At 54.5% G+C, this 18,862-nt stretch carries 17 protein-coding genes and 1 tRNA gene; 5 read left to right on the plus strand and 13 right to left on the minus strand.

What is annotated here, in order from left to right; translation table 11 throughout:
- The first annotated feature begins 24 nt into the window (after positions 1 to 24).
- Positions 25 to 783: a competence/damage-inducible protein A gene (locus FE788_RS05715; RefSeq protein ID WP_138379741.1), complete on the plus strand. Its 759-nt coding sequence runs from the start codon at positions 25 to 27 to the stop codon at positions 781 to 783.
- Between the two features lie 51 nt (positions 784 to 834).
- On the opposite strand, the gene FE788_RS14045 is transcribed toward FE788_RS05715, so the two are convergent.
- Entirely contained in the window at positions 835 to 987 is a 153-nt protein-coding gene (locus FE788_RS14045) for a hypothetical protein (RefSeq protein WP_168190290.1), read from the minus strand.
- 154 nt (positions 988 to 1,141) lie between these two features.
- Entirely contained in the window at positions 1,142 to 3,337 is a 2,196-nt protein-coding gene (locus FE788_RS05720) for a HAMP domain-containing methyl-accepting chemotaxis protein (RefSeq protein WP_138379742.1), read from the minus strand.
- A gap of 347 nt (positions 3,338 to 3,684) precedes the next feature.
- On the opposite strand from FE788_RS05720, the gene FE788_RS05725 reads away from it, so the two are divergent.
- A tRNA-Leu gene (locus tag FE788_RS05725) sits at positions 3,685 to 3,772 on the plus strand.
- A gap of 44 nt (positions 3,773 to 3,816) precedes the next feature.
- On the opposite strand, the gene FE788_RS05730 is transcribed toward FE788_RS05725, so the two are convergent.
- The gene (locus FE788_RS05730) at positions 3,817 to 4,962 is read right to left on the minus strand and encodes a CaiB/BaiF CoA transferase family protein (protein ID WP_138379743.1); all 1,146 of its coding nucleotides are present in this window, start codon (positions 4,960 to 4,962) and stop codon (positions 3,817 to 3,819) included.
- Positions 4,963 to 5,211: 249 nt separating this feature from the next.
- Positions 5,212 to 5,421, minus strand: a complete 210-nt coding sequence (locus FE788_RS05735) for a cold-shock protein (protein WP_138379744.1) — start codon at positions 5,419 to 5,421, stop codon at positions 5,212 to 5,214.
- 683 nt (positions 5,422 to 6,104) lie between these two features.
- Between FE788_RS05735 and FE788_RS05740 the strand changes: the two genes are divergently transcribed.
- On the plus strand, positions 6,105 to 6,998 hold the full coding sequence (locus FE788_RS05740) for a fatty acid desaturase (RefSeq protein WP_210414156.1): 894 nt from the start codon (positions 6,105 to 6,107) through the stop codon (positions 6,996 to 6,998).
- A gap of 106 nt (positions 6,999 to 7,104) precedes the next feature.
- On the plus strand, positions 7,105 to 7,920 hold the full coding sequence (locus tag FE788_RS05745) for an NYN domain-containing protein (RefSeq protein WP_138379746.1): 816 nt from the start codon (positions 7,105 to 7,107) through the stop codon (positions 7,918 to 7,920).
- A 103-nt stretch (positions 7,921 to 8,023) separates the two neighbouring features.
- Here the strand turns inward: FE788_RS05745 and FE788_RS05750 are convergent, their stop codons facing one another.
- The 5 genes from FE788_RS05750 to FE788_RS05770 all read right to left on the minus strand — a co-directional run bounded on the left by FE788_RS05750 (position 8,024) and on the right by FE788_RS05770 (position 13,852).
- Positions 8,024 to 8,449, minus strand: coding sequence for a MaoC/PaaZ C-terminal domain-containing protein (locus FE788_RS05750; protein WP_210414157.1), 426 nt, complete (start codon positions 8,447 to 8,449; stop codon positions 8,024 to 8,026).
- Complete coding sequence (locus tag FE788_RS05755) at positions 8,442 to 8,954, minus strand: FAS1-like dehydratase domain-containing protein (RefSeq protein ID WP_138381300.1); 513 nt, start codon at positions 8,952 to 8,954, stop codon at positions 8,442 to 8,444. The genes FE788_RS05750 and FE788_RS05755 overlap by 8 nt, the downstream gene beginning before the upstream one ends.
- Positions 8,947 to 9,882: an alpha/beta fold hydrolase gene (locus FE788_RS05760; protein WP_210414158.1), complete on the minus strand. Its 936-nt coding sequence runs from the start codon at positions 9,880 to 9,882 to the stop codon at positions 8,947 to 8,949. The genes FE788_RS05755 and FE788_RS05760 overlap by 8 nt, the downstream gene beginning before the upstream one ends.
- A complete protein-coding gene (locus FE788_RS05765; protein ID WP_138381301.1) occupies positions 9,875 to 11,425 on the minus strand; it encodes a class I adenylate-forming enzyme family protein in 1,551 nt (516 codons plus the stop codon). The genes FE788_RS05760 and FE788_RS05765 overlap by 8 nt, the downstream gene beginning before the upstream one ends.
- A 111-nt stretch (positions 11,426 to 11,536) precedes the next feature.
- Positions 11,537 to 13,852: a TonB-dependent receptor gene (locus tag FE788_RS05770; protein ID WP_168190291.1), complete on the minus strand. Its 2,316-nt coding sequence runs from the start codon at positions 13,850 to 13,852 to the stop codon at positions 11,537 to 11,539.
- A 168-nt stretch (positions 13,853 to 14,020) separates the two neighbouring features.
- Between FE788_RS05770 and FE788_RS05775 the strand changes: the two genes are divergently transcribed.
- Complete coding sequence (locus FE788_RS05775; protein WP_138379748.1) at positions 14,021 to 14,710, plus strand: TetR/AcrR family transcriptional regulator; 690 nt, start codon at positions 14,021 to 14,023, stop codon at positions 14,708 to 14,710.
- A 53-nt stretch (positions 14,711 to 14,763) separates the two neighbouring features.
- Here the strand turns inward: FE788_RS05775 and FE788_RS05780 are convergent, their stop codons facing one another.
- From FE788_RS05780 to FE788_RS05795, 4 genes are read right to left on the minus strand one after another with little or no spacing between them, the layout of a single operon-like run.
- Positions 14,764 to 15,966, minus strand: coding sequence for an acyl-CoA dehydrogenase family protein (locus FE788_RS05780; RefSeq protein ID WP_138379749.1), 1,203 nt, complete (start codon positions 15,964 to 15,966; stop codon positions 14,764 to 14,766).
- Positions 15,967 to 15,977: 11 nt separating this feature from the next.
- The gene (locus FE788_RS05785) at positions 15,978 to 16,742 is read right to left on the minus strand and encodes an SDR family NAD(P)-dependent oxidoreductase (RefSeq protein WP_138379750.1); all 765 of its coding nucleotides are present in this window, start codon (positions 16,740 to 16,742) and stop codon (positions 15,978 to 15,980) included.
- A complete protein-coding gene (gene paaN / locus FE788_RS05790) occupies positions 16,732 to 18,411 on the minus strand; it encodes a phenylacetic acid degradation protein PaaN (RefSeq protein WP_138379751.1) in 1,680 nt (559 codons plus the stop codon). The genes FE788_RS05785 and paaN overlap by 11 nt, the downstream gene beginning before the upstream one ends.
- A 9-nt stretch (positions 18,412 to 18,420) precedes the next feature.
- On the minus strand, positions 18,421 to 18,861 hold the full coding sequence (locus FE788_RS05795; protein ID WP_138379752.1) for a lipocalin-like domain-containing protein: 441 nt from the start codon (positions 18,859 to 18,861) through the stop codon (positions 18,421 to 18,423).
- Between the last annotated feature and the right edge of the window lies 1 nt (position 18,862).

The following is an 18,862-nucleotide window of genomic DNA, read 5'->3' on the forward strand; positions in this document are numbered from 1 at the left end:
TAACCTGCATGGTGAAACCAAAACATGAAGAACCAAACCATTGTTACCGCGGCCGTGATCCTGATTGGTGATGAAATCCTGTCCGGACGGACCAAGGATGCCAATCTGAATCACCTGGCCCTGTGGCTGGGCGAGCGGGGAGTCAGCCTCAGGGAAGCTCGTGTCATTCCAGATGAAGGGGATGTGATCGTGCGCACGGTCAATGAGTTGCGTCACAGTTTCGATTATGTTTTCACCACGGGCGGCATTGGGCCTACTCATGATGATATTACTGCTGAATACATCGCTCGGGCGTTCGGGGTGCCGTTCCGGCAAAACCCGGAGGCGGTGAAGATCATGACCGATCATTACGGCAAGGAAAACCTGACAGAGGCCCGGTTGCGCATGACCATGATGCCCGAAGGGGCGACACTGATTGCCAATCCGGTCAGTCGCGCCCCGGGGTTCCAGATGGAGAATGTTTTTGTCATGGCCGGTATTCCGGTGGTGATGCAGGCCATGCTGAAGGATATTGAACCGCGTCTTGTGGGCGGAGACAAAATGCACACCATTACGATGCATGTCTATGAGGGGGAAAGTTTCTTTGCCCAGTGCCTGACAGAAGTGAATGAGGCGTTCGAGACCGTGACCATCGGCAGTTATCCGTTTCATCGCAACAGAACCTATGGCGCGAGTTTTGTCCTGCGCTCGGCCTTCCCAGACGATCTTGCCAAGGCGGCGGCGCAGTTGAAAGATAAAATCAGTCTGCGCGGTACCAAAGTTTACGACGGGGAGCCGGACTAGAGTGAATTGTGAATAGGTTGGCTCAATTCTGTTGGCGGATTGTGGCCCGCCTCACGCGGAAGACGGCGCCGGGCGATGCGGGGCATCGGGCCAGGCGTCTGACAAAGTGAGCGGCCCCAAGCCGCCACCCCGAAGGGCCGGGCCGATCTGGTCCAGTTCCGGCGGGGTTTGGCTTGGCCGTACCGCCAGTATGGCCTGCGCCAAACCCCTGGCTCCTGAACCAGATCTGACCGGCAGAATGGGTCAACCTATTCACAATTCACTCTAAGATTCCTGGTTGCCGCTCGGGGGACGGGTGCCGCTAGGGGCGGGATCCCGACCGGGTTTTGAGGACCGGACGGGAAACGGAACCCCGAAATCAGGCTTTTCGGACATTCTGGAGGAACTGTTCAACATCTTTTTTCAGGTTTTCCGCAACGCGGTTCAATTCTGTCGAGACAGATAACACCTGCTCGCCGACGGCCCCGGTTTCCATGGCGCCCTGGGCAACATTTTTGATGTTGGAGGAAACATCTTCTGTTCCCACGGCAACACGTTGGATATTCTGGGAAATCTCGTTGGTTGCGGCAGATTGCTGATCGACGGCCGCCGCAATGCCAGTCATTGTTTCATTGGATTTCTGGTTGACGGCGACGATGACTTCTATGCTTTTCACGGCGTTTGCTGTGAGGGTCTGCATTTCGGCGATCTGGTTGGAAATTTCCTCAGTGGCGTTAGCCGTCTGGCCGGCCAGCGCCTTAACCTCATTGGCCACCACGGCAAAGCCCTTGCCGGCTTCTCCGGCGCGGGCCGACTCTATGGTGGCGTTGAGCGCCAGAAGATTGGTTTGTTCGGCGATGTCGTTGATCAGATTGATGACCTCGCCGATGCGGCTGGCGGAGTCTGCCAGCGCCTGAATGGACATGCTGCTTTGCCCGGCCTCCCGAACCGCCTGTTCGGAAATGTCGTTGGCCACTTGTACCTGACGGCTGATTTCGTGAATGGAGGACGACAGCTCTTCCGCCGCTGCTGCTACCATCTGTATATTGTTGGCGGCTTGTTCTGAGGCGGAAGCCACCGTGGCGGACTGTTCCTTGGTGTTGTTGGAGGTATCCACCATCTGATGGGCAGCGGCGCTCATCTGGCTGGAGGAGGCGGCGAGGATCTGCAAGGCTTCGGCCATGTTCCGGTCAAAATTTTCAACCAAGCTGTTGATTCTTTCTGCCCGCGCCTGTCGGCGGGCCATGTCGGCCCGCTCCCGTTCGGCTTCGGCTTTGGTGCGGGCTTCTTCCGCCTCGCGTTCCTGCTGCTCGCGTTTGCGCATTTCTTCTTCGGCTGCCTTGGTTTCCGCCTCAAGGCGTTCCCGTTCAATGGCATTGGTCTTGAAAACTTCCACTGAACGGGCCATTTGCCCCACTTCATCGGTGCGGCCCAGGCCCGGAACAGTGATGCTGTTATTGCCTTTCGCCAAGCTGTTCATGGCCGTTGTCATTCTGACGATCGGGGTGACAATGGAACGGGCCGTCATGGTGACGATGACGCCGCCGCCGCCCAGACCCGCCAGAAGAACGAGCCACATGACGATGGTCAAACTGTCGGTGGTGGCGACCGTCGCTTCGACGTCATTCGACAGCAGCTTTCTCTGATCTGCCACCATGCCGCCTTGGCCGTCTGTACCCACCAGGATATTCAGCAGGCGTCGGGCGTGCGGGGCGGCCTCTGTTTCCAGAAGATAGTTGGCCATGTCCCACTTTTCCGATTCGCGAATCTCGAACATTCGATCGGGAAGGGGGGCGAAATCACGCCGCTGGGCAGTGAAAATCTTGAAAGCGGCGGACTGTTTGGGGCCAAGCAGGGAGCTGGCCCGCTGCAAATCGCCAAACCTTGTTTCATTCTTGCGCCACAATCTGGCAAAATTTTCCCGGAACTCAGGCTCCCCCGTGAGCAGGAAGGCCCGGATATTGGCCAAGGCCATACCAAGCGTTCCGCGAACATCGGCCATAATGCCCAGAAGGCGCTTGCGCTCCGCTGTGGCCGGCATGCCGCCTTCCAGGTCGATCATTTCGGTGATCTTGTCGATCATGAGGGTGGCCCGGGGAGCCGCCTCCTGCAGCAGGATGGCATTGGCCGGAAACTGTTCCTGGCTGTTGGCGATGGCCTCTACCTTCTGCTGTGCTGTGCGAAATTGTTCCAGCGTAACCTTGAAGGTTGCCCAGGCCTGCACATTATCGGGATTGGTCCAGTCGCCTGACAGCGCGTCCATGCGCGATGCTACTTCATCGATTTTTGCCCAGGTTTCCTGGCGGCTGGTCTTGAACGCGTTGTCACCGGTAAGCATCCAGTCCCGCAAATGGGCGAGAGAGGCAAATATTTCCTGGGCCAGCTGGGAGCTGGTGGCGGAGGTGGGCATCCGCAGATCATTAATGCGGGTGACCTGGCGGTCAATGGATCCCAGATTGACCAGTGTCATGCCGACGGCGATAATCAGGATCAGATTGATGGCGCCAAAGCCAAGCAAGAGTCGGCTTTTGATATTCAGTCCGGCAAGAAAGGTAACTCCCTTGGACAATTTCATTATTTCTCCCTCCTTGGGTCACATTTTGCGATTTTTTTTGATTTGTCTGTCCGACAAAAAGGTATTTGCAGGAGGGTTAACAGGAAATTAAACCTGACGGGGAATAGTCCATAAAACATCCCTCTCTATCTCCGTGGATATATGTCCTTGGGCGGGGCAGAGGGAAAATCCGGCCTCGATCCGGGCTACGCCGCCCGCTACGGGGCATGATTCGCAGAGCAGATGGTCAGCATTCAGGGAAAGTGATCCTCACGGTGGGCCTTTTTCTTCCGGCATCAGGCATTTCATGGTTTATTTTAAAGGCGGAATATGTCATATCCCTGTTCAGCTTCTCATCGTCAGCACAGGCGGGCGTGGCGAAATTGGTAGACGCAAGGGACTTAAAATCCCTCGGTCATTGCGACCGTGCCGGTTCGAGTCCGGCCGCCCGCACCAACTACCTTCCAAGAGATTCTTTGAGCCCTGTCCGGTTTTCCCTTTTATTCAGAGGGGGTGCCCACCACGCGCTGTTTTAGCAGCCGCTCAATCTCGTTCTGTGTCAGTCCCAGTTCCGTCAGAATTTCCGAGCTGTGTTGTCCCGGTGTGACCGGCCCCCACCGGACACTGCCCGGAGTTCTGCTGAACTTTGGCGTCGGGGCCGGCTGGAGGAGGCCGTCTATGTTGATAAAACTGCCGCGGCTTTTGTTATGCGGATGTTCAGGGGCTTCCCAGAAGGGGAGCACCGGGGCAAAACAGGCGTCGCTGCCTTCCAGCATCTCACACCAGTCTTTCTGATCCCGTGTTTTGAACAGTCGGGTCAGCTCCTCCTTGCGTTCCGGCCAGCGTGTCGGGACCATGTGATCGTCCAGCCAGTCTTCTGGCAATCCCGCCTTTTCAATCAAAACTTTCATAAAAGGACGCTCAATGGCGCCAAGGGCAATATACTTGCCGTCGCGGGTTTCGTAACAGTCATAGAACGGCGCGCCTCCGTCCAGCAGGTTGCTCCCCCGGGCTGGGGTCCACATCTTGCTGGCCATCAGGGCGTGAAATACACTCATCAGCAGGGAGGACCCTTCGACCATGGACACGTCCAGCACCTGTCCCTTGCCGCTGTTGCGGGCTTCCAGTAAGGCACAAACAAGGCCAAAGGCCAACATCATACCGCCCCCGCCATAATCGCCGATCAGATTGAGCGGTACGGTTGGTGGTCTGTCCCCGGGGCCCATGGCATGCAATGCCCCGGACAGGGCGATATAGGTGATGTCATGTCCGGCGCATCCGGCCAGCGGGCCGTCCTGACCCCACCCGGTCATGCGGGCGTATACTAGCCGTGGGTTATGCGCATGGCAGATTTCCGGCCCCAGGCCCAGTTTTTCCATCACGCCTGGGCGATACCCTTCAAATAGGGCATCGGCTGTTTCACAGAGTTTCAGGAAAATTTCCCGTCCCGGTTCGGACTTCAGATCCAGAATGACAGACTTCTTGCCGCGTCGGTTCACATCGACGGGCAGGGCCGGGACGTCTGGGGTATCCAGCCGGTCCACGGCGATCACTTCCGCTCCCATATCCGCCAGCAACATGCCTGCAAACGGTCCGGGCCCCAATCCCACAAGCTCGATGATTCTAATGCCGGTCAATGCGCCCATATCCCGTTTCCTTATTGTCTGTCTTCTTGGTGGCATAGGGAAAAATACGGCTTATGTGGTTTTTGTGCAATGTCTTGCCATGGTTCGGAGATGAAAACCGAACTGGTTCACGGCCCTAGAGTGAATTGTGTATAGGTTGGCTCAATTCACTCTAGGGCGGATGATCAAAAAAAACCACCTTCAGCGGAAAACTGAAGGCGGTTGAATAAACGGGGCAGATGTTTGACCCCAAATCAATAGGCTGTCAGATCAGTCGCTGATGACCAGGTTTTCCGCAGAAAACTTGCCGTTTTGCCCTTGCAAAAGATCATAAGAAACCTTTTGGCCTTCATTCAGCGTGCTGTGTCCGGCGCGCTCAACGGCTGAAATGTGAACAAACGCATCCTTGGAGCCGTCTTCGGGTTCAATAAAACCAAAGCCTTTGGTGGAATTAAAGAATTTTACAGTACCAGTAGTCATAGTTATTTCCTCTAACAGGAGATTCGTTTCACGTCCCATCCATTGTGAAGGGACGCAGTTAAGGTAGTGCTTGCAATGTCAGGGGATAACTAAGTAAAACGGCGGACCGGTTGTCCAAGTATCTCGAAACAAGTTTACACGTGCGTCTACTGTGTAAAGTAAATCCCGATAATGTCAATGGTTGATTGAAAATTTTTGAAAAAATGTTTGGTATGATTAACTCCAGATAAGGTCAAAGTGGAAATAGCGGCCTGGGAAGTTGGCAGAATTCGAAAGGGCAAAAAACGAGAACCCGTAAAATTCTGTTTCAAAGACCGGAATAAAACTGTAATAAAGAAGGGCTACCTCATTGTGTGCTGAGGGAGATCATTTGATTGCGGATTAGGACACAGTTCCTAAAAGCATTCGATGGTTCCGCTGATCAGGTTGTCTTAATTCTGCCGTGATCATCGGGCCTGATGAGATACACTTTTAAAAGATACAGGACACATACTATTTCCATACATCAATTGCCTAGTGACACGTCGATGGCCTCGGATGCCGGGTCTACCGATACTGCCGGCTTGCGTAAATATAACCATGAATGGTCGAAAATTATCCGCCCGTACGCCGAGCCGGTCCCTTGGCGAAGTATTTTGCAGTTAGTGACGACGATACTGCCCCTGGCCGGATTATGGACGGGCATGATGCTCACAGTCGATCAGGCCTATTATATAACATTGTTGATGGCGGTTCCCACGGCTGCATTCATTGTACGGCTGTTTATCATCCAGCACGATTGCGGGCATCGTTCGTATTTTCGGTCCCGCCGGCTTAATGATCTGGTCGGAAATCTCATCGGAATCATTACTCTGACACCACATGCCTATTGGCGCCGGGCCCACAATATTCACCATGCCACCTGTGGCAACCTGGAGCAGCGGGGGATTGGTGATGTGGATGTGCTTACAGTGGCGGAATACAGGACGTTGTCTTTCTGGAAACGTCTGGCCTATCGCATTTATCGCGCCCCTGCCATTATGTTGGGGATCGGGCCAGTCTATTTATTTGTGATCAAATACCGCCTTCCTCTGGATTTGATTCGTCGTCATCCGAAACTGTTCATCAGTGTGATGGGAACAAATTTCGGTATTGCCGGTGTTTTGACAGCGCTGGGGGTCAGTTTTGGCTTTATGAACGTTATGATGGTTCATGCGCCGGTTGTGTTTCTGTCTTCTGCCATTGGAGTTTGGCTGTTTTATATTCAGCACCAGTTTGAGCAAACATATTGGAAAATGGAAGGTGACTGGAACTTTCATGAGGCTTCGGTCATGGCTAGCAGCTATTACGACCTGCCGCAGCCGTTGCGATGGTTTTCCGGCGACATCGGTATTCATCATATCCATCATCTGTCTTGTCGCATTCCCAATTACCGTCTTCGGGCTGGTCTGGCAGAGATTCCTGAATTGCAGCAACTTAACCGCATTGGTCTTCGGGACAGCCTGTCATGTTTTCGGCTTGCGCTTTGGGACGAAAAAGCACAACGCCTGATATCATTCAGGAACCTGCGCCAACAGCAATCGTCAGGCATTGGATAAAGTTCTATAAGGGGAAGAACTCAGCGCGTGTTTCAAGCCGGAAAGGTGTGAGCCGCAGCGGGGTGGCATCCTTTGGAAACATATAAATATAAATTACGAGATTAATATGAAACTAAAAAACACCATCCACAATATGGCTATTTTTTGCGATTTTGAAAATGTCGCCCTTGGTGTCCGTGACGCCAAATATGAGGCTTTTAATATCCAGAAAGTACTGGAGAGACTCCTCCTTAAAGGTAATATTGTGGTCAAGAAAGCCTATTGTGACTGGGCGCGTTATAAAGAATTCAAATCCGCCATGCATGAGGCGACTTTCGAATTAATCGAAATTCCGCATGTTCGCATGTCAGGGAAAAATTCCGCCGATATCCGCATGGTGGTGGATGCCCTGGATCTTTGTTATACCAAATCCCACGTTGATACTTTCGTGGTCATCAGCGGTGATTCAGACTTTTCCCCTCTGGTTAGCAAACTGCGTGAAAACAACAAAATGGTTATTGGCGTGGGAGTGAAAAATTCGACGTCTGACCTGCTGACGTCGAATTGCGATGAATTTATCTATTATGATGACCTGATCCTTGAGGCGGAAAAACAAGGAAAAGAGAAACGCCGCAGAACAGCAGAGGCTCAGCCCCGGAAAGGCAGTTCCAGTGACGAGGAGGAAAAACAACTGGCCGGACTTACGCTGGTTCTGGAAACAATCGAGGATTTATTGAAGGAGCGTGGTGAGGAAGAAAAGGTCTGGGGGTCCATGGTCAAACAAACCCTGAAACGCCGAAAACCCGGTTTCAGTGAATCCTATCACGGTTACCGAACGTTCACAAAACTCCTAGAAGATGCGCAAAAACGCGGAATGTTGGATCTGGAATATGATAAAAAATCCGGCGGATACATTATCAAGAGCCTCTTACAGGACAAATAAGGGGGGTGAGGGAATGTGGACCGCGGTGTCCCGACCCTTACATTCCCGTTGTTATTTTAGAGTGACCCGTTGTTATTTTAGAGTGAACTGTGAATAGGTTGGCTCAATCGGTATCGAAGGGAAAAACCAGAACAGCACGGGCCGTGAATTTTTCTTCTTCCCACTGGTTGGTCACCACGATTTTCACGTCAATCCTTTTTTCCGTTGCTGTGTCATATGTATCGGTAATCATGGCTTGTGCCTGTAAGATGTCTTCAAGCTGGGTGAGCGCCGTAAAGCGCCCCTCATAGGAGCGGATACAGTGCGGGGGGACCTGACTTGTGAGGATATTGGCGGCATAGGCCATGACCAGCATGCCCTGGGCAAAAACATCCTCCATACCGGCGGCCCGGGCGAATGCCCGGTCAAGATGAATGGGGTTATGGTCCCCCGAAACGGCGGCATAAGAGGCGAGCAGGGCCCTGGTGATCCGGAGCGGGGCCGGGCGGGATAACATCTGGCCGGGCTCAAGATGTTCATGGTTAAGCATGGGATTGTTCTCTGGCGGCAGTAGGGGTATGGCGGACCGCGAAAGTTGATCGCATTTCGGCGATTTTTCCCCCGCTGGTAAGGCGAAGACGATCCCTCGTATCAGTTGTAGTGGTGACAAGGGTTTCTTTGATGATAAAGGTCAGTGTGCCGCTCTTGCGGCCTGTTTTGTCATAGATGTCGGCGATACGAGAAGAGATTTTGACATTTTCCCCGGCATAAAGGGGAGAATGATAAAGAAAATATTGTCCCGCATGTAACAGGTCATGCTGATTGACCCCCATGTCAAACAGCCACGCATAGGGATCTGCCTGCATAAAATCCAGACAAAACAGATAGGTGGGTGGCACCGGCAGGGCAGGGTGTCCCATTGCGCGGGCATACCCTTCCTCCAGATAGAGCGGGTTGTTCTGCCCGGTGGCACGGGCAAAACGCCTCAGGTTATCTGTCCGGATTGTGACGATATGGCTACCCAGTGTTTTCCCGATATGTTTCCGGTCAATCATGCTGAAGCTTTGCAACAAATTCTTCCAGGGCTGTGATGGCTTCCGGCTCGTCCAACATGGGAGCATGTCCCCGGTTCGGAATGGTGACCGGGAAAAACTGCGGGTGGCGGGCGGCCATTTTTTGTTGTGTTTCGGCAGACAGAATATCGGACAGTTCGCCGCGAATGGACAGGATGGGAATATTCCCAAGCCGCCCAAAAAGACGCCAAAGGTCCCCAAAAACCAGGCGCTTGAGAAAAGCCAAAACCCGGGCTTTGAGGACGTGGAGTTTGCTGGTGGGCGCAGCGAAAGGGAGCGCGATGGCGTTGTCATAGGCGGGTATGGGCCGTCCGTTTGTGTCAAGTTTGTAAGATCGCCGTGCAAATTTCATCCAATCTTCCTGGGTATAGTCCGGAAAAGCTAGGGCATTGATCTGGCGTACCCGTTTGGCGGCTTCCTCCCACGAACCCACCGGCCGGCCCTTGCCCACATACTGCTTGATCCGCTCAAGACCCGCCGGGTCAATTTCCGGACCGACGTCGTTAAGCACGATGCCCCTGAACAGATGGGGTTTCATGGCGGCCATCACCATAGCCATCAGGCCACCCATGGAGGTCCCCACAAGGATAATGTTGTTGAGCTTCATATGATCAATGAGCCTGAACATGTCGGCTATATAATACTTGATGTCATAATGAGCTGGATTAGGGTCATAGTCGGAACGACCGCGGCCGCGCTGATCCGGGGCGATGATCCGGTACTGCGGAAGCATCTCGGCCAGCGGTTCGAAGTCAAGGGAGTTGCGGGTCAGGCCATGCAGGCAGAGCAGAGGGAGGTCCTGTGCCTCTTGCCCGATCGTATCTGAAGCCGTGTCCCGGGCAAAAAGTTTCAGCCCATCCCTGCTGTGGTAATGGAGTTCGTTCTGCCAGACGGTGCCGGTCTCAGTCACAGGTAATATTTCCATATTTCTCTCGCAGGATGTTTTTGAGGATCTTGCCGTTGGGATTGCGCGGCAAATGATTTACAATTTTTAGCATCGAAATTTTTTGCTGTCGGCCCAGACGGGCATTACACCATTCCCGAATGTCTTCCGCAGGGACGGGTTTTCCCTTGTGCAGAACGACAAGCGCCAGCGGCGTTTCGCCCCACCGGCGGGATTTTATTCCGATGACGGCGGCTTCGCTGATCGCATCATGCTGCATCAGGACGGTTTCCAGGTCTTCGGGATAGATATTCTGCCCGCCGGACAGGATCATGTCCTTCAATCGTCCGGTGAGATATAAAAATCCTTCTTCGTCAAGATGACCCAGATCGCCAGTTCGCAGCCATTTTTTGCCCGCCTCATCCGTCCAAGTCGCTTCTTCTGTAGCATCCTTGCGGTTAAAATAACCGGACATCAGGAAACTGCTGCGGCCGACGATCTCCCCTTTTTCACCGGGCGGCATTTCCCGGCCATCGGGACCGATAATTTTTAGATCTACGCTAAGGTTGGGTTTGCCCACCGAGGCGGGTCGCAGCAGGCCGTCTTCGGGCTCTATGGTGGTGCTGATCCCTTCGGTCAGGCCGTATAGCTCGATCAGGGAACCGGAAAGACGGGCACAAAGTTTTTCTTTCAAGGAGGCATGAAGGGGGGATCCACAACTCATCACGGCCCGCAGAGAGCTTAAATCGAATTTTTCTTGGCCCTTGAGCTCTAAAATTTGTTGGAATTGAACCGGCACCATCGAACAATGGGTGATGCGTAACTCCTGAACGGCTGTCAGGAAATCCAACGCGTCAAATTTTTTTTGGATGATGAGGGTTCCCCCGTTCAAGAGGGTGCATATCATGGAGACCCAGCTGATATTGGAATAGAGCCCGATATTGACCAGAGTGCGGATTTTGCCACTATAATGTAAGGCCAGGGAAATGGCCTGGGCAAAATTAAGACGCCCTTGCTGGGTGTGGACAATGCCCTTGGGCGTACCGGTGGTGCCGGAACTGTAAATGATGTTGATGGGATCGTCGGGCGCGAGGGGGATATCCGGCGGGTCTGAAGGCTGATTTTCTTTCCAGGTGGCGTAATCAATCCAGTTCTCGTTCACCTCGCCTGCGCAAAGGCGGAGGGGCGCCAGGTCATGGGGAAGGGCGGCGAAGCGGGAAGCCTGATCCGCGGTCACGATCAGGGCTCTGGCGCCGCAATCTTTAATCATGCGTACAATGTGGTCATCGGAAACGGCAAGATTAAGTGGCACGGCAACACATCCCGCCCGGAAAATGCCGAACAGGATTTCGACCATTTCGATGCTGTTGCTCATAACAACAGCTACCCGATCTCCTTTCTTAAGGCCCAGCGCCAAAAGGCCGTGGGCCACTCTGTTCTGGTTTTCTGCGAACGCCTGCCATGTAACAAGGCGATCTTCGCAAATGAGGGCGGGGTCCGAGGCGCGCCATTTGCCATGAAGGGCAATGATATCGGGCAATAAGGGCGTTTGAAGGGGAAAAACTGTCATCGGGATCTTGCCTGTGTTTTTCTTGCGGTTTCTGAAATTGGGGGCAACGGTCACAAAATCTTGGAGATGATGACGGAACCGGCCTGGTTCCGTCATCCCTGTGTCCATAGGCTAGAAACTATATCCTACGGTAAAGGTTACGGTTCGCGGCGGGCCGAAAAAGGCCGTGATATTGTTTTCCAGTCCCAGCGGAGTATAGGGCGCGCCGAAATTATAACCGGCCGTTTTGTAGCGCTTGTCGGACAGGTTTTTACCATGCAGCCCCAGGCTCCAGACACCCTCGTTGTCGGTCCAGACCAGACTGGCATCAAACAGGCTGTAGGCGTCTTGGTCGATTTCCGGCACTGGCATTTCAAACTGAACGACGGACCCTTTGTGGGACCAACTGCCGGACAGCGACAATTTACCGTCCGCCAGGGGCACGCTATAGGTTAGTTGCAGGAAAGACATGAATTCCGGGGTGTTCTGAACCTCCCGTTCATCGGCGATATTCACACCGTTGAAAATCCATTCATTGATTTCGGCGTCCAATACACTCAGACTGCCGCGCAGGACAAGATTATCGGTGATCAGAAGGGTGCCTTCGGCCTCGATGCCTTTGATGGTGGCGGAACCCGCGTTGGTGACCGTGCCGACAAAATCGTCGTTGACACCGTCGCCATTGGTATCAATGGGCAGGGATCCCGGAATCTGCATGTCACTATAATCGCTGTAAAAGGCCGCCAGATTCAGGCGCAGACGTCCGTCCGCCAGGGTGGATTTCACCCCGATTTCATAGGTCGTCAGGTTTTCCGGTTCATAGCCGTTTTCCACATCTTCGCCGCCGGCCACCAGATTGGCACCGCGCGGGTCAAAGCTGCCGGCCTTGAAGCCCTTGGAGAAAGATGCATAGGTGGTGGCTTCCTCTGAAATCGCATAATCCAGAACCACGCGCGGCGTAAATTTATTGAAGGTCCGTTCCGCCTCAAAATCACTGGAGGTGGCGAGAAGAATGGCGGCGTCGTTGCCAAAAAAGATGGACGGCACGCCGAGGAAAGACTGCCGCAACACATCCGCGGAACGTTTGTCGCTGGTATAGCGCCCGCCAAGGGACAGGGACAGGCGGTCGGTCAAGTCATAGGTGAAATCGGCGAAAATGGACCAGGCTTCGGTGTCCACCACCCCACCGGTATAGGCGGTCAGTTCGCTGCCAAAGGCGATACGGCCCAGCTGCCCCAGCACCACGTCAAAATCGTTGGCAGCCGACGCATTAAGATAATAAAAACCGATCAGGCCTTTGATCCGGTCCGAAGTATAGGAAATCTGGAACTCCTGACTGAATTGCTGGTTGTCGTAGATGACGGCAGCATCCAGATCATCAACTTCCAGGCTGTCAAAATCAATCACTGATTCCGTATAATCTTCCCGATAGGCGGTGATGGACTTGAAGCTGATGGTTTCACTGACCTGCCATTCCAGAAGGCCGTTGATCCCTTTGACCTTTACTTCGTTATTGCCGTCAATACCGGAAGTGGAGGCGTTGATTTCAGCCCCGGCGCGGGTGTCAAAGACATTGTCCAGGACTGGCGCACCGCTGACAGCGCCGGGATTGACCCGGTGGCCGTGGCGGGCGTTGGAGTCATCGTCCGTATAATCGCCACTGAGGCGGATGAACACATCTGGCGTGGGCTCCCATTCCAGGCTGGCGCGGAACGCGAGGATTTCCTTGTTATAATTTTCCGCGCCGGTGGTCAGGTTGGTGCCATATCCGTTGCGGTTCAGGGACGCCACGGCACCACCGATCCGCAAAGTGTTGGTCAGGGGGACGGACCCCTTGGCCACGCCGTCAATCTGGCCGAAGTTGCCTACGGAAGCGCGCAACGACAGGCTGGGATCGGTGGAAAGGCGACGGGTGACATATTTAATGGCCCCGCCCACCGCGTTACGGCCATAAAGTGTGCCCTGTGGGCCCCGCAGCACCTCGATCCGTTCCACATCATAAATATCCAGAAGGGTGCCCTGGGGACGGGCCAGATATACGTCGTCCAGATAAATCGCCACCCCCTGTTCAAACCCGGCCAGCGGGTCCTGCTGGCCCACCCCGCGAATAAAGGCGGTCAGGGTACTGTTGGTGGCGCGTGAGGGTTCCAGGGTGACGCTGGGCGCGCTTTGCGCCAGTTCGGAAATATCCCTGATGCCGTTGAATTCCAGATCCTTACCGGTAAAGGCCGTAATGGCCACGGGTACTTCCTGCAGGGATTCATCCCGGCGGCGCGCTGTCACGATAATCTCTTCCAGGGTCAGGGCCGTTTCCGCCTCTGCCTTTGCCTCTGCATCATTGATGTCATTGTCTCCCATAGCCAGGCTGGGCGCTGCACGGGTCATATCAAGAACGAAAACGCTGGCCAGCAGAGCGGCTTTCATGGGTAAGGTTTTAAGCAGTCTCATGAGTGGTGTTCCCTATATAATTTATCATTCTGAAATAAACTGGACATTTGTCCAATTATTATTACTGGACGATTGTCCAGGAGTCAATAATGTTTTGTGTCGGTCGGGGAAATGGGGTTATATGACGAACAGGAGAGGTCAACAGACAGGCCAGGAAAGAAGATGTCGATGTCAGAACTCGCAAAAAACAGAACTGGTAAAAAAAATTCCAGAAAAGAACTTATTCTTGATGCGGCGGAGGAATTGTTTTCCATTCACGGTTATGACGGCGTAACCTTGCGGCAGGTGTCAAAAAAGGCGGGCGTCAAGCTGGCGCTGATTGATTATCATTTTGGGCGAAAACGGGATCTATTTGAAAGTGTTTTTCTGAGGCGGGCCAAGATCCTGAACGATGCCCGTCTGAAGGCATTGGAAGAATGTGAAAGGGCGGCGGGACCGGAAGGGCCTTCAGTGGAAAGTATTATTGAAGCTTTTTTGCGGCCATTGGAGTTTGTTCAGGAAAGTGAGGATCCGGGCTGGAAGCATTATTGTGCTCTAGTGGCATATATCAACAATTCTTCCGTATGGGGCAACGTTATGATCGGCAAACATTTTAATCCATTGGTGCTGCGGTTCATCGAGGCCTTGAAAAAGGCCATGCCAGGGGTCCGGGAAGAGAAAATTTTCTGGGGCTATCATTTCCTGTCCGGGGCCCTGACCCTGACCTTTGCGCAAACCGGGCGCATTGACGAACTGTCCGGCGGGCTATGCAAGTCGTCCGACTTTCAGGCAATTTATAATCGCATGATCCCGTTCTTTTCCGCCGGATTCAAGGATATTGAAAAAGACAATGCTGACAAGACTCTGAACGGGGCCTGAAAGGCAAAGCCGGGGCATGAAGCTCACCTTGCCCTGAACCTGTCGATGGGATCTCAGACACCCCAGTGCCAGAAGTCGGCACTATTGCTCATGAACTGGCGGGCGAGCACCATTTTATGCACTTCGCTGGCCCCGTCCACCAGCTTGGCCTGGCGGGCATAACGGTAAATCCATTCCAGGATACTGTCCTTGGAATACCCCTGTGCGCCCATCAGCTGGATGGCGGTGTCCGCCGCCTTGTTCAGGGTGTCGGCCACATGGATCTTGGCCATGGAGACCTCCTTGCGGGCGAAATCGCCCTGATCCAGCATCCAGGCGGCGTGCATGGTCAGCAGGCGGCCGATCTGGATGTCCTTGGCCACTTCGCCGACCATCCATTGCACCCCTTCATGATCGGCGAGAGTGGAGCCGAAGGCTTTGCGTTCCTGCACATATCCCGAGGCGGTTTCCATGGCCCGGCGCGCAAGCCCCAGCCAGCGCATGCAATGGGTGAGCCGCGCCACACCCAGGCGGATCTGGGTGGCCTTCAGCCCGTCGCCCACTTCCATCAGCCGGTCTTCATCGGGGATTTCCAGCCCGTCAAAGACGATTTCACAGTGTCCGCCATGTTCTTCCGGGCCCATGATGCCGATGCGCCGGTCAATGCGCCAGCCCGGCTGGTCCCGGTGAAACAGAAAGGCGCTAAGCCCCCGGCGCGGATCGTCGGACGTGCGAGCGACGAGAATAAAATGGCTGGCAATTTCGGCCCCGGTGATGAACCATTTGCGCCCGTGAATGACCCAGTTGTCGCCTTGTCGGGTGGCAGTGGTTTTCATCATGCCCGCCGGATCGGATCCGGATCCGGGCGCGGGTTCGGTCATGGCAAACGCTGACCAGACCTTGCCGTCGATGATCGGCTGGAGCCATTTTTGTTTTTGTTGCTCTGTCGCGACCTTGTTCAGTAGGATCATATTACCGTCGTCCGGCGGGGCGGCATTAAACACTGCTGGCCCAAACAACGACCGGTTCATTTCTTCGTAACAGGCCGCCATGCCCACTATCGGCAGTCCCTGGCCGCCGCGGTCTTTGGGCATTTGCAAGGCCCAGAGTCCTTCGGCCCGGGCTATTTTGCGCAGTCGGTCAAGTTCCTCGATTTTCAGGTTTTCGTGGGCATCGCGCGCCTCGGGCTGATTTTCCACCGGGATTATATGCCGGCTGACAAAATCGCGGATCCGGCGGCGGTATTCTTCGATTTCCGGGGAGAGAGCAAAATTCATTTTCCAATCCCTTAGATTAATCTCACATGATGGCCGCCATCGACGGGCAGGGCGACACCGTTGATAAAACTTCCGGCCTCGCTGGCCAGAAGTAGGGCAGGGCCCACCAGTTCTTCAAGCTGACCCAGCCGGCCGGGCGGCGTCTTCCGGACATAAGCCTGGCCTTTTGTCGATGAGAAAAAGGCGTCGTTCATTTCCGTCTGGAAATATCCGGGACACAGGGCATTGACCCGGATGCCCTTGCCAAACAGCTCCAGTGCCATGGTGCGGGTCATCTGGATGACACCGGCCTTGGATGTGGCATAAAGGGTATATCCCGGCTGGGTGCCGACCCCCAGGATGGAGGAGATGTTGATGATTGAGCCGTTCATCTTGTGAGCAAGCATTCTGGCGGCGGCTTCCTTGGCGACCCGCCAGACGGCCTTGAGATTGACGTCCATGACAAAATCCCAGTCGCCTTCCGCCTGCTCCCAACTTTGCCCGTTTCGCGCCACGCCAGCATTGTTGATCAGCACCGTGACCGGCCCGAAGGCCTGTTCTGCCGCCACGAAGGCCTGCCGCACACTGTTGGGACTGGTGACGTCCATGCTTGCGGCAAGGGCATTTTCCCCGATTTCTCCGGCCAGCAAATCCAGGTTTTCCCGACGCCGGGCGCAGAGCACCACATTCGCTCCCCGCGTGGCAAAGGCGCGGGCCAGATGAGCGCCGATGCCGGATGAGGCGCCGGTGATCAGTACGGTTTTATCGGTAACGTCAAAGTCGGTGTTATGAGACATGGGGATACCTGATTTGGATGATACGAAAACGGTTGGCGACAAAGGCAAGGTCGGTGAGGCAGGCATTGCCCGCTGGATTCAGCCCCGTTACGTGATAGTCGCTATAGGCCGCCGCGAAATTGAGCGGCATGGGGCCGGTGAGATTACAGGTGAGTGACGCGCCCGCATTGGCGAAGGCCATCTGTCCTTTGGCCAGGAAATCAGGATCGGTGCTGTAGAAATAACTGGCGATGGCGCCGTGCGTGCGGGCGTCACTGGTGGCCTGTTGCAGGGCCTGCTCGCGGGTTTCGGATTTGATGATGAAGGCGATGGGCGCGAAAACCTCTTCCTGATAGATGTCGCGGTCTGTAACCTCCAGCTCAATCATGAGCGGGGTCGCGGTGCGCGCCTCGGGAAAATGCGGATGGGCATAAGGAGTCGATTGCCGCAATATCCTGCCCCTCTCGCGGCCAATCCGTTCATACTGTTCCAGGAGTCTGAGGCTGTTTTCCGACTGGATGGCGCCAAACAGGTTGGGGGCCAGCTTTTCATTACGGGCGCGGACTTCGACCGCCTCCACCAATTTTGCGACCACCTCGTCATAGGGCACCTTTTGTCCAGCTACAGTGATTCCCAATGCCGGGATATGGATGTTCTGGGGGCTGGTGCACATCTGGGCGGAAAACAGGCACAGGGTCTGGGCAATGCTGCCGAGTGTGGCATCCAAGTTGTCCACAGATTCCAGCACCACGCTATTGACTCCGGCGGTTTCCGTATAGACCAGCGCATTGCGGATATTCTGTTCGATCCAGGTCCCGAAACGGGCGCTACCTGTATAATCCACAATTTTGGTGGCCGGATGGGTCATCAGTTCCTTGGTAATCGGCGCATCCGCCAGGTCCGGAGCAAGGGTGACCAGATTGGGATCATGCCCCAGTTCACTGAGCACCTGGCGCATGGTTTTTACAGCAATGGCCATTGGTAGAATGCCATTGGGATGTGGTTTGACGATCACCGGATTGGCCGTCGCCAGATTGGCCATGATCGCCGGATAGGCGTTCCAGGCGGGGAAGGTGGCGCAGCAGATCACAATGGCCACGCCACGCGGCCGCAGAAGATATCGTTTTTCCAGTCGGACATCCTGTCTGCCGAACTGTTTTTCCCATTGTGCGGTGGCGGGAATTTCCGTCATGGCGCGATAGGCATGAGCCAGCGCCTCCAGTCCTCTATCAAGGGCGTTGGAACCACTACCGGCAAAACCCATGGGAAAGCTCTGCCCGGCCGTATGCATGGTAGCATGGGCATTTTCGAAAGCCTGTTCTGAGAGTTTCGTCAGGATTTCCAGTAATACGCCACAGCGTTCCTCAACGCTTTGTTCCTGCCAGCTTTCCTGGGCTTTTCCAGCGGCCTTAAACAGGACTTCGATGTCCGGTTTGGGATAATCAATACCCAGCGGCGTTTGGGTGTAGGGGGAAATTTCATGGCCCGTGCGCCCGATGGTGCCGGGTTGTTCCAGATCAAAACTCTTGCCCAGATGGGCTTCAAAGGCGGCCTGACCCTGCCTGATTTTTTCCTCGCCGTGAAGGCGGGGACTGGGATTGTCGATGAAGGGACTCCAGTTATAACGTTTCCGGCAGGCCTCCAGGGCCTTGTTTAATGTTTCCTGATGCTTTCTGAAAATATCACTCATGGGGTGCCTCTATTTTTTAAACCAGATCAGGCGGTGATGACGGATCAGGTCGGTTTCTGGCAAAACCTCGTTGGCGCTTAAAGTCAGTTTATTGTCCTGAAACGCCATCTGGCGTACCTGTTCCGTCCCCAGCATATTGGGGTTGAGGGCATGTTGGACAGTATGGGTCACGGTTTGTCCATTGATGCGGTAGGGGCCCGCATAACTGAAATTGCTTTCAAAGGCGGCGATTTTCTCTTCGGGCGTGGCGCGACGCAGGCTGCCGCCGGAAAGTCGCGGTCTGTGGGCGGCGGAAATATTGGCGGACATGTATCCGTCTTCGGTATAGACCAAAATGCCGATGGCGTCAGGGCCATAGGGATAACTGTCGGGACGGTCGTCGGAATAGGAAATCTTCCATTCCAGCAAGTGCCAGGTCCCGACCAGCGGGTTTTCCAGAGAGGGTGTCATA

It is taken from the genome of Luteithermobacter gelatinilyticus (genome assembly GCF_005849285.1).
In the GTDB taxonomy this organism is placed as follows: Bacteria; Pseudomonadota; Alphaproteobacteria; order Sphingomonadales; family Emcibacteraceae; genus Luteithermobacter; species Luteithermobacter gelatinilyticus.

Bases quoted from the DNA above. Each gene is read 5' to 3' on its own strand.
- FE788_RS05715 (WP_138379741.1), top strand. From the start codon at position 25: ATGAAGAACCAAACCATTGTTACCGCGGCCGTGATCCTGATTGGTGAT.
- FE788_RS05720 (WP_138379742.1), bottom strand. From the start codon at position 3,337: ATGAAATTGTCCAAGGGAGTTACCTTTCTTGCCGGACTGAATATCAAA.
- FE788_RS05730 (WP_138379743.1), bottom strand. From the start codon at position 4,962: ATGGGCGCATTGACCGGCATTAGAATCATCGAGCTTGTGGGATTGGGG.
- FE788_RS05735 (WP_138379744.1), bottom strand. From the start codon at position 5,421: ATGACTACTGGTACTGTAAAATTCTTTAATTCCACCAAAGGCTTTGGT.
- FE788_RS05740 (WP_210414156.1), top strand. From the start codon at position 6,105: ATGATGCTCACAGTCGATCAGGCCTATTATATAACATTGTTGATGGCG.
- FE788_RS05745 (WP_138379746.1), top strand. From the start codon at position 7,105: ATGAAACTAAAAAACACCATCCACAATATGGCTATTTTTTGCGATTTT.
- FE788_RS05750 (WP_210414157.1), bottom strand. From the start codon at position 8,449: ATGCTTAACCATGAACATCTTGAGCCCGGCCAGATGTTATCCCGCCCG.
- FE788_RS05755 (WP_138381300.1), bottom strand. From the start codon at position 8,954: ATGATTGACCGGAAACATATCGGGAAAACACTGGGTAGCCATATCGTC.
- FE788_RS05765 (WP_138381301.1), bottom strand. From the start codon at position 11,425: ATGACAGTTTTTCCCCTTCAAACGCCCTTATTGCCCGATATCATTGCC.
- FE788_RS05770 (WP_168190291.1), bottom strand. From the start codon at position 13,852: ATGAGACTGCTTAAAACCTTACCCATGAAAGCCGCTCTGCTGGCCAGC.
- FE788_RS05775 (WP_138379748.1), top strand. From the start codon at position 14,021: ATGTCAGAACTCGCAAAAAACAGAACTGGTAAAAAAAATTCCAGAAAA.
- FE788_RS05780 (WP_138379749.1), bottom strand. From the start codon at position 15,966: ATGAATTTTGCTCTCTCCCCGGAAATCGAAGAATACCGCCGCCGGATC.
- FE788_RS05785 (WP_138379750.1), bottom strand. From the start codon at position 16,742: ATGTCTCATAACACCGACTTTGACGTTACCGATAAAACCGTACTGATC.
- paaN (WP_138379751.1), bottom strand. From the start codon at position 18,411: ATGAGTGATATTTTCAGAAAGCATCAGGAAACATTAAACAAGGCCCTG.
- FE788_RS05795 (WP_138379752.1), bottom strand. From the start codon at position 18,861: ATGACACCCTCTCTGGAAAACCCGCTGGTCGGGACCTGGCACTTGCTG.